The sequence below is a fragment of the Intestinibacter sp. genome, assembly GCF_022780145.1.
GTDB lineage: Bacteria > Bacillota > Clostridia > Peptostreptococcales > Peptostreptococcaceae > Intestinibacter.
Genome location: NZ_JALEXO010000004.1, coordinates 1 through 10354, shown reverse-complemented (window position 1 = coordinate 10354; position 10354 = coordinate 1). Strand labels below are relative to the sequence as shown.

Below are 10354 nucleotides of genomic sequence, written 5' to 3'. Positions count from 1 at the left end.
TTTTCCATTATACAGCCTGGTGCTGTTCCATTGTCGTTTTTAAGTATGTAGGCTTCCTTTGGGAAGTAAGCTTGTTTTTCGTTGTTTTTAGTCGGTATTCTATTCATGCGTTTAAATCTCTCCATCATTGCATCTAGTGATGGCTTGTGAAGAACTAGATCATATCCAAAGTATTTTGCACATACCTCCTTAGTTATATCGTCCTCTGTAGGTCCAAGACCTCCTGTACATATTACTATATCGCTTCTATTTAAGCTCTCCTCTAAAGTACTTAGAAGTCTAGCCTCATTATCTCCAACAGTTATTTGATAGTACATTTCTATCCCCATAGCTGCTAATTCTCTAGATAGATATCTACAGTTAGTGTTTAAAATATCTCCTAATAAAATTTCTGTCCCTACTGTTATAATTTCTGCTTTCATAATACATCTCCTATTTATTTAAAATAATAAATGCACATATTAAATTATGGCATAATAATCTAAAATGACGGTGGCGTCATAGCGCAAATCAATACACATTCTTCATCCTTGTTGTAATTTTCATATACGTGGTTGACATTGCTTTTAAAGTAAAAACTATCGCCTTCCTCTAAAATATATTCCTTTGCATCAAATATTAGCTTCATCTTTCCTTTTATTATATAGCCACATTCTTCACCTTCATGATTTACTAGGCCTTTATTTTTTTTAGTTTCACCTTTTAATGTTATAAGTAAAAGCTCTAGATTTTTATCTACTAAATCTGGCATCAATAATTCATATATTTTTGTAGCATCGTTAGTCTGTATTTTTTTTCTATCGCTTTTTCTAACTATAACGTCTTTATCAGTATCCTCTTCAAAAAAATAGCCTATATTTACATCTAATCCCTTTGCTATTTTCCACATAGCCTTTATAGATGGTACTACCTTATTTCTTTCGATTTGGCTTATAAGTCCAATACTAAGTCCAGTATTTTCTGATAAAGTTGCTATGCTTAGTTTTTTTATTTTTCTGAGATTTCTTATTTTCTCCCCAACATCTATATTCATATCATTATCCATTTTTTCGCTCTCCATTTTTGTTAATCATTCTTCAATATATATATTATATATAAATTGCACTATTTTTCTATTATTAATTATATTATAATTTATTACATTTTAAATATATAAAACATTATTTTTTAATATATTAAAATTTTTATACTTTATATTGTATGCAAAATGCAGTATTTTTTTAATATTTTGAAATTTTTTATTTTTATTTTTTTTAATTTTATTCGATATTTTTGATTTTTAAACTTATTTTTTTAATTTTTTTTGATATTTATCGACTTTTAATCTGTATTTTTACTAATTTAACTATATTTTATTTAATTTTTACCATATATTGAAATATTTAATTTAATAAACTATAATAAAATTAAATATTTCAATATATTAAATTTTTCAATATACTAAAATATTTAACAATTTATTTTTAAGGAGGATTTTATATGAACAGTTTAATTTCACCAGACAATACTTGGGTCTTATGGGCTTTCTTATGTGGCTGGGCAGCAATCAGTATCGTTTTAGAACAAAGATATCAATGGGCAGCAAAAGTCACTGGAGCAATAATAGCATTAATAGGTGCTTTGGCATTATCAAACTTGAAAATTATACCAACTGAATCTCCAGTTTACGACAATGTTTGGACTTATGTAGTTCCACTTGCAATCACTCTTTTATTATATCAATGTAATATAAAGAAAATATGGAAAGAAAGTGGAAAGATGCTTATCATCTACTTATTAAGCGCAGTAGGTACTATGATAGGTGCAGTAGTTGGATTCTACTTATTAGCTAGCAAGATACCTTACTTAGGAGAAGTTGCCGCTATGATGACTGGATCTTATATAGGTGGTGGAGCAAACTTCGCTGCTATGTCAGCTGCTTTTGACACTCCTGGTGATGTAGTTTCTGCAGCAGTTGTTTCTGATAACTTACTAATGGCATTATACTTCTTTGTATTAATAGCTATGCCATCAATAGCATTCTTCAGAAAACACTTCCTTCATCCTTATGTAGATGAAGTTGAAAAACAAGAAGTAAAAGAAGGCGAAACTGCAGCTGCTTCTTATTGGACTCATAAAGACATATCATTAAAAGATATAGCTTTATGTATAGGTAGTGCTTTTGTAATCGTAGCTGTTTCTACTTCTATAGCACAATTTTTCGCATCAGTTATTCCAACAAGTAATGCATTTTTATCTCTTTTAAATACTTTACTTGGAAACCAATACTTAATAATAACTACTGTTACTATGATCGTGGCTACTGTATTTGGTGATTTCTTCTCTAACTTAGGTGGAGCTCAAGAGCTTGGTACATTCTTAATCTACATATTCTTCGTTGTAATAGGTGTTCCAGCTTCTATACAATCTATAATAATGAATTCACCATTATTATTAGTATTCTGCTTCATAGTAGTACTTATAAATATGATAGTAACATTCATATGTGCAAAATTATTCAAATTCAACCTAGAAGAAGCTATACTTGCTTCTAATGCTTGTATAGGTGGACCTACAACAGCAGCTGCTATGGCAGTTTCTAAAGGTTGGACTAAACTTATAGCTCCTATAATGCTTATCGGTACTTTAGGTTACGTTATAGGAAACTACTGTGGTATTATAATAGGTAACTTCTTATTATAATATTAATCTCAATTATAATTTTATAAAAACATAGAATATTAATTGTTCAATACAACTCGATATTTAATTATCGACGAGTATTGGACAATTAAAAATATAATTTAAAATCTAAAAGGAAAGCGGGTTTTGTAAATGGTATTCGATTGTCATTCTGATTTATTCACTGATGTAACTGTAAAAATGTTAAAAGGTGAAAAAAATATTATAAAAAATCACCACCTAAAAAATTTACAAAAAGGTGGTTTAATTGGTGGTATATATGTAATTTGGATAGATCCACCTTACGATAAATGCCCTGAAGATAGAGCTAAACAAATAGTAACTGCTTTAACTGAAGAAATAAAAAACAACACTGATATTATAAATCAAGTTAAAGATTTTTCTGATTTCGAAAAAGGCTTTAAAGAAAATAAATTAAATATCCTAGTTGGTATGGAAGGTTTAAGCCACATAGGAGAAGATGTAGACAAATTACATTACTACCATGATGTAGTTGGAGCTAGACATGCAATGTTAACATGGAATGAACAAAACGCTCTAGCAACTGGTGTAGGTGGAGATCCTTCAAGAGGACTTACTGAAGCAGGTAAACGCGCAGTTAAAAAATTAGAAGAATTAAAAATGATAGTAGACGTTTCTCATGCAAACGAAAAATCATTCTGGGATATAATGGATGTAGCTACAACACCAATTATGGCATCACATTCAAATGCAAAACATTTTTCTTCTCATAGAAGAACTTTGACAGATGACCAAATTAAAGCAATCGCTCAAACTGGCGGTATAATAGGTATGAATGGATATAAAGAATTCGTAGATGATAAAAATCCTGAAGAAGCTGATGTTAAGAGATTAGTAGATCATATCGATTACATAGCTAATTTAGTTGGTATAGAATATATAGGCTGTGGATTTGACTATTCTGGTTTCTTAGATCCTGATTGTTTAGCTGCATTTTCAACTGACACTTCAAATCCTAATGTAATAGGTTTAAAGGTATTTGAAGATACACCTAATCTAATAACAGAACTACAAAATCGTGGATATTCAAAAGACGATATAGAAGCTATAGCTTATAAAAATGCATTTAGAGTTATAAAACAAGTTATTGGAGTTCCATCACTTCAATATTAATATTAATGTTTAAACATCAATCTTTATTGATTAAATAAATCTTTACATTTTCATTAATTAAAAGGGGGTGACCTAGAAAACGGTTACCCCCTTTTTAATGCTTAAATTCTGCTGTATTCGTTTTTTTATTAACAACCACTACACCCTTTATTTAGCCATCTAGTGGTACTTTCCTTTTCAAATTCCTATACATATAATGGGTATATAAATCATTATGAAAATATCATTAAAATTTAAATGTTATAGATAATAAATCGATTAGGAGAGATAAAAATGAAAAAGAAAGTTGTTGTTATAATGGGAGGTATTTCCTCAGAACGCGAAGTATCTCTAAATTCTGGCAAGGCTGCACTAGAAGCTATTGATAGAGATAAATACGATGTATACGAATTAGTAATAGATGATCCAATGGATGTTGTAAATAAAATGCCTTGTGATGTAGATTTTGCTTTAATAGTACTTCACGGCAAATATGGAGAAGATGGCACTATACAAGCTATGTTAGAATCTATGAATATCCCTTACTCAGGATGCGACCCTCTAACTAGCGGAATATGCATGAATAAGAATATGACAAAGAAGGTTTTAAAATCATCAAATATACCTACTGCTCCATGGGTAATAGCTAAATCAGTCGATTCAATCGATTACGATGCTATAGAAAAAATAGGCTATCCTGTTTTTATAAAGCCAAACAGCGGTGGCTCTAGTGTGGCAACCTTCAAGGTGGATAAAAAAGAAGATGTATATGAAGCAGTAAAAAAAGGACTAGAAGTAGACGATATAGTGATTATAGAATCATTTCTTCCAGGAGATGAATACACTTCTTTTATATTAAACGGTGAGGTCTACCCTACTATAAAAATAACATCGCCAAATGAGTTTTTCGATTATGAATCAAAATACGCAACTGGTGTAAAAGGTGCAACTGAAGAAGTCGTATATTTAGAAGATTCACTTCAAAATCAAGTAGATAGTATATCAGAAAAGTGCTGGGATGCATTTAACTGCAAGGCATTTGTAAGAGTAGATTTAATATTATCAAATGGAATATTCTATGTGCTAGAACTAAACACTCTTCCTGGAATGACAAAAACTAGTTTAATTCCAAAAAGTGCAAATGCTAGGGGCTTGTCATACAGCGATTTACTAGATAAAATAATAGAATACTCATTATAAGCGCTCGATTTTAAAATTATTAAATTATAAGAAAAAATAGACAATTATATTTTAATTTATTAGAATATAATTGTCTTTATTTTTTATACTAATTAATATCAATTTATCAAAAATTTTTGAATATAAGCTAAAGGAGGTATTTTTTTGTTATTTTCTAATTTTGAAATAGATTCTAAAAAACCAGTATATATCCAAATAAAAAACTACATAAAGGATTTAATGACAAAAGGGTTACTTCCAATAAATAGTAAGCTTCCTTCTACAAGAGAGCTATGCTCAATTTTAAATGTAAGCCGAAATAGTGTACTTAGTGCTTACGACGAATTAAAGACAGAAGGACTTGTATATTCTATAAAAGGCAAAGGTACTTTTGTCAAGGAGCAATCTTCAATAGCTACATCTAACTGGCAACTAGATTGGTCTTTATACGAAAACGACTACATAAAAACTTTAAATAAAATGGACTCTGCAAAGCACGAAATTCCTTGGAAATCAGATTTAATTTCTTTTAAAAGTATTTCTCCAGCTGGAGATCAATTCGATATGGAGGAGCTTAAAAGAGCCTTTTTAAATAGATTTAATTTAGAAGGACATAAGCTTTTAAACTACGGGTATGCCCAAGGATATAAGCCTCTAATCGATTTTTTATTTGAGTATATGTCAGGCAAAAATATAGATTCGACAAACAAAGATTTACTTATAACAAATGGATTTACTGAAGCATTAAATATTATAATATCATCCCTTACAAAGCCAGGAGATTATATTTTATGCGAAAATCCTACTCATAATGTATCTTTAAAGATTTTTAAATCTTATAATTTAAATGTACTTCCTATGAATTTGAACAAAAACAGCCTAGATTTTAAAGATATCGAAAAAACTATAAAGAATTATAAAGACAAAATAAAATTTGCATATATTACGCCTTCATACAACAATCCAACTGGAATAGTTTTATCTCCAAACGATAGATTTAAATTCTACAATATTATGAAGGAAAACAATATCGCAATAATAGAAGACGGATTTAATGAGGAGCTTCTGTACTCTAGCTCACATATATTCCCAATATGTTCCTTAGACAACAGAAACAACGGTGTAATATATATTGGAAGCTTTTCAAAAATATTATTTCCTGGAATCAGAATTGGATGGATACTTGCAGATAAAAATCTAATCAACCGCCTTATAAGTGTAAAAAGAGGCATCAATATGCATGTTTCCTTCTTAGATCAGGGAATTTTATACGACTATCTAAAAAACAGTAATTTTGAAAAATATATGAAAAAAATAAGAAAGTACTACGGCGATAAATTTAACTTTGCACTAGAATGCGTAAATAAATATATAGACTGTGAGTACGTTCTCGGAGATGGCGGTCTTCATTTATTTTTAAAATTAAAAGATATCGATACAAGACATTTGCTAGAAAGATGCTACGAAAAAGGCGTAATTTTCATGCCTGGCGATGTGTTTTATATAGATGAAGATCAAAAAAATTTCCTAAGACTTGGATTTTCAAGACTCGAAAAACACGAAATCAAAAAAGGAATAAAAATAATAGGACAAACTATTTTAGAAATGAAAAAGACAGACTAGCTCAATGTCTGTCTTTTTATTATTCAATCTTATCTCAATCAACTATTTAGTTAAAAATTCAACTACCTTTTCTAAGTACATTCCTCTAGAGCCTTTTACTAATATAGTATCTCCTTTTTGTAGGATATCCTTTAAGCTTTCCATAGCTAGCTCTTTAGTTTCAAAGTAGTGAATATTTTCTTTATTCATTCCGTTTTTTATAGCTTCTTCTACCATAAACTTAGCATCATTTCCTATTGCTATCAGTATATCTGCATATTGGCTAGCGAATTTTCCTACTTCTCTATGACCAAATTCTGCATAGCTTCCCATTTCGAACATATCACCTAATATAGCCACTTTTCTAGTTTCATATCTATTTAAAACCTTTAATGCTGCATTCATAGAGTCCACGCTTGCATTGTAAACTGAGTCTATTACTGCGTAATCATCTGTTTTTATTACGTCCATTCTAGATTTAGTTATTTCGAAGTTCTTAAGACCGCGTTTGATATCGTCTAGGCTTATACCTAAAGTTTGCCCAACTAATATAGCTGCCATTGCATTGTAGATATTGTGTTCTCCCACTGTTGGGATGTAGAATTCTTCTACCTTGCCGTCTATCATTGCATTGAAAGTTGTGTCGTTGTCATTCATGTTAAAATCTGTACAGTAGATTGTGTTGTCTTTTCCAAATCCAAAAGTTTTTAAGCTGTATTTTAAATCTTGACCCTTTAGAGTTGTAAGCATATCGTCGTCGCCATTTACTATCAATGTAGAATCTTCGTCGAAGTTTGTAGTTATTTCCATTTTTGCTTTGAATATACCTTCTCTAGATCCAAGCATTTCGATATGAGAAAGACCTATATTTGATATAACACCTATTTTAGGGTTTACTATATTTACTAGATATTCTATTTCATGGAAACCACTCATACCCATTTCGATTACAGCGCATTCGTAGCTTTCATCTAGATTTGTAAGAGTCATAGGAACTCCTGTTTCAGTGTTTAAGTTTTTCATGTTTTTAAGAGTTTTGTATTTACTAGATACTACTGCGTAAATCATATCTCTAGTAGAAGTTTTTCCTACACTACCTGTAACTCCTATATAAGGTATATCGAATTTTTCTTTGTAGTGTTTTGCTACATCTCCAAACGCAAATAATGTATTTTCAACTTCGATTACATTTACATTTTCGCTGTTTATTTCTATATTGTTGTCTTTATTTTTTACTATAGTCTTACATCCATTTTCTATTGCTGAATTTATAAATTTATGTGCGTCTACACTTTCTCCTACTAATGCGAAAAATGCACTGTTTTTATTTGCAAGTCTACTATCTATAACTAGTTCATTTATAGATTTTACTTCTTCACTTTTACTTGTTAAATCGCCTTTACTGGCACTTACTATTTCTTCTATAGATAAATAATTCATATTTAATCTTCTCTCCTCCTATTATTTCTCTAAAAAATTATACCATATATCTGCAATATTTTAATAATTTTATTGTCTACTGTCTTCTATTTCCTTCACGATTTTTCTCGCAAATGGTCCCAAAGTGTCGTCCATAAACGAACCTATTGTACCATTTAACACGCATTTAAACAATGCCTCCTGCCAAGACGTGTCCACATCTAGAGCATTTAATTTTTCTTTTAAATCCATACATGTAACTATCGCCTGTCTTGTCGCAGTTTGGACAGCTAGTGGAACCTTCTCTACGTCTCCACTTTCTACATAAGAAAAATCCTTGAAGATATATTTTATTTTCTCAACTATATCCTCATCCTCACTACCTATTACTATAGCTGAAGGTGCTTTAAATTTTTCTATCATAGAAGATTGACCTATTATTTTAGTTTCAACTATATTTATGCTTTTATACTTTTGTTTTATTAAATCGTCAACTGCTCCATTTGTAGACATGTTTAAAATGATAGCTTTATCTTTTGCTATCTCGCATATGCTCTCTACATTTTTATTTACCTCTGATTCTGGAAGTATTACAGCTACTATATCTGCATCAGCTAGTATATCTATTGATGTAGAGTATTTGCAATCTATACTTTTACTTAAAGCTTCGAGTTTTTCTTGATTTCTGTCTACAATTATTTTATTTACATCGTCGGGAAGCTTTTTAGCTACGACTGAGCCCATTTTACCACAACCTAAAACTCCTACATTCATAACCTTTCTCCTAATTTTCTATAATTTTCTATCTGTTATAAAACCATTTTTATAAAGTATCTCTAAAGATTCCTCTAATTCGTCTAAATTTGTAATTTCAAGAGAAATTGTAATATCCTTATCTTTTACAAGATTTAAAATTTCCATAATATCTAGATCACCTTTATTTATGCCAAGATGTGAATCTCTGTCGCCACAATTGTTGTGTATATGCATATGCTTTATGTATTTATTTAATATTTTCATCCATTCCATCACATCTATTTTAGAATATGCACTCACATGACCTACATCTAGACACATAGATGTTTTATCGTCTGCTATTTCCTCCATAAGCTCGTTTAATATAAAATAATCATCTTCAAATACATTTTCAATATGGACCTTTATACCGTCGTCTTTTTTGTCTTGAAGGAAATTTTGCCAAAATGTAGGCGCATTTTGCATCCACTCAATATAGCTATAAGTATTTGGATAGTATCCATTGTGATAAACCATATATTTTGCATTCATCTTTTTAGCGACATCGTACGCCTGTTGCATCCTATAATTTGTGACCTTAGATATTAATTCGTCGCGAGTACCTGGACAAAGCTCGACAAAAGGACCATGTATAGATATATCTATTTTTCCATATAAATCTCCCAATTCCTCTTTATAATTTTCTATAAACTCATCTTGTCTATCTAAGCAATATGGACTTGCAAATAATACAATTTCTAGACCAACGTCGTACTTTTCAAGTATGCCTTTTATTTTTTCTGTTTCTACTAATTGTGATATATATACTTTCATAGTTTTCCCCTTTCATTAAAGCTAGTTTCTAAATTTATTTATTTCCAAATCCCACATAAAATTCCAAAAATTAAAATTCTCTAATACTCGATATTTTATATTTATATTTTTATATTTTTATTTGTCAATATTATTAGTCTAATTTAGCGTTATGAGTTATAATATAATGTAGATTTTAATAAAGACAAATATTTATTACTTAAATTTTATACCTTGATGGTAATCTTTACAATAATTTTATCGTCAAGTATTCAAATTAAAATTTTATATAAAGGTGAGATCGATGAATTTAATAACATTAGAAAATATTAGCAAAAGTTACTCTGAAAAAAAATTACTGGAGAATATCTCTCTAGGAATAAACGATAAAGAAAAAATCGGATTAATCGGTGTAAACGGAACAGGTAAATCTACTCTACTTAAAATAATAGCTGGAGCTGAGATAGAAGATAGCGGAACTATCACAAAGGCAAACAAGGTTAGAATCGAATACCTTCCACAAAACCCTTACTACGATGAAAACGCAACTGTTCTAGAACAGGTTTTCAAGGGGACTTGTGAAGAAATGAAGATAATAGGAGATTATCAGGACATCCTAGACAAAATCAACAAATCTTACGATGAAAAGCTAAACGAAAAGCTTCTAAAATTACAGGAAAAAATGGATGCTCTAAACCTTTGGGACTTAGAAAGCAGCGCAAAAACTGTCTTGACAAAGCTAGGAATTACGGATTTCAATCAAAAGGTAGAAGAGCTTTCAGGTGGACAGAGAAAAAGAGTTTCTCTAGCA

At 30.0% G+C, this 10354-nt stretch carries 10 protein-coding genes; 5 read left to right on the top strand and 5 right to left on the bottom strand.

Annotated elements, in window-relative coordinates; all coding sequences use genetic code 11:
• Together MR593_RS00280 and MR593_RS00275 are read right to left on the bottom strand one after the other, a co-directional pair.
• Nucleotides 1-422: molybdopterin-binding protein (locus MR593_RS00280; protein WP_290685618.1), on the bottom strand; the 422-nt coding region annotated here is incomplete at its 3' end.
• A 59-nt stretch (nt 423-481) separates the two neighbouring features.
• Nucleotides 482-1045 (bottom strand): helix-turn-helix domain-containing protein, encoded by a 564-nt coding sequence (locus MR593_RS00275; protein WP_290685615.1) that lies wholly within the window; start codon nt 1043-1045, stop codon nt 482-484.
• 434 nt (nt 1046-1479) lie between these two features.
• On the opposite strand from MR593_RS00275, the gene MR593_RS00270 reads away from it, so the two are divergent.
• From MR593_RS00270 to MR593_RS00255, 4 genes are all read left to right on the top strand, one after another.
• Nucleotides 1480-2682: a DUF819 family protein gene (locus MR593_RS00270; RefSeq protein WP_290685613.1), complete on the top strand. Its 1203-nt coding sequence runs from the start codon at nt 1480-1482 to the stop codon at nt 2680-2682.
• A gap of 132 nt (nt 2683-2814) precedes the next feature.
• A complete protein-coding gene (locus MR593_RS00265) occupies nt 2815-3816 on the top strand; it encodes a dipeptidase (protein WP_290685610.1) in 1002 nt (333 codons plus the stop codon).
• Nucleotides 3817-4089: 273 nt separating this feature from the next.
• Nucleotides 4090-4995 (top strand): D-alanine--D-alanine ligase, encoded by a 906-nt coding sequence (locus MR593_RS00260; protein ID WP_290685608.1) that lies wholly within the window; start codon nt 4090-4092, stop codon nt 4993-4995.
• Between the two features lie 144 nt (nt 4996-5139).
• Nucleotides 5140-6597, top strand: a complete 1458-nt coding sequence (locus MR593_RS00255; RefSeq protein WP_290685605.1) for an aminotransferase-like domain-containing protein — start codon at nt 5140-5142, stop codon at nt 6595-6597.
• Nucleotides 6598-6639: 42 nt separating this feature from the next.
• On the opposite strand, the gene MR593_RS00250 is transcribed toward MR593_RS00255, so the two are convergent.
• From MR593_RS00250 to MR593_RS00240, 3 genes are all read right to left on the bottom strand, one after another.
• Nucleotides 6640-8016 (bottom strand): UDP-N-acetylmuramoyl-tripeptide--D-alanyl-D-alanine ligase, encoded by a 1377-nt coding sequence (locus MR593_RS00250; RefSeq protein ID WP_290685602.1) that lies wholly within the window; start codon nt 8014-8016, stop codon nt 6640-6642.
• 69 nt (nt 8017-8085) lie between these two features.
• A complete protein-coding gene (locus MR593_RS00245) occupies nt 8086-8769 on the bottom strand; it encodes an NAD(P)-binding domain-containing protein (RefSeq protein ID WP_290685600.1) in 684 nt (227 codons plus the stop codon).
• Nucleotides 8770-8787: 18 nt separating this feature from the next.
• Nucleotides 8788-9564, bottom strand: a complete 777-nt coding sequence (locus MR593_RS00240; RefSeq protein WP_290685598.1) for a sugar phosphate isomerase/epimerase family protein — start codon at nt 9562-9564, stop codon at nt 8788-8790.
• A 283-nt stretch (nt 9565-9847) separates the two neighbouring features.
• On the opposite strand from MR593_RS00240, the gene MR593_RS00235 reads away from it, so the two are divergent.
• The coding region (locus MR593_RS00235) for an ATP-binding cassette domain-containing protein (RefSeq protein ID WP_290685595.1) at nt 9848-10354 on the top strand (507 nt) is incomplete at its 3' end.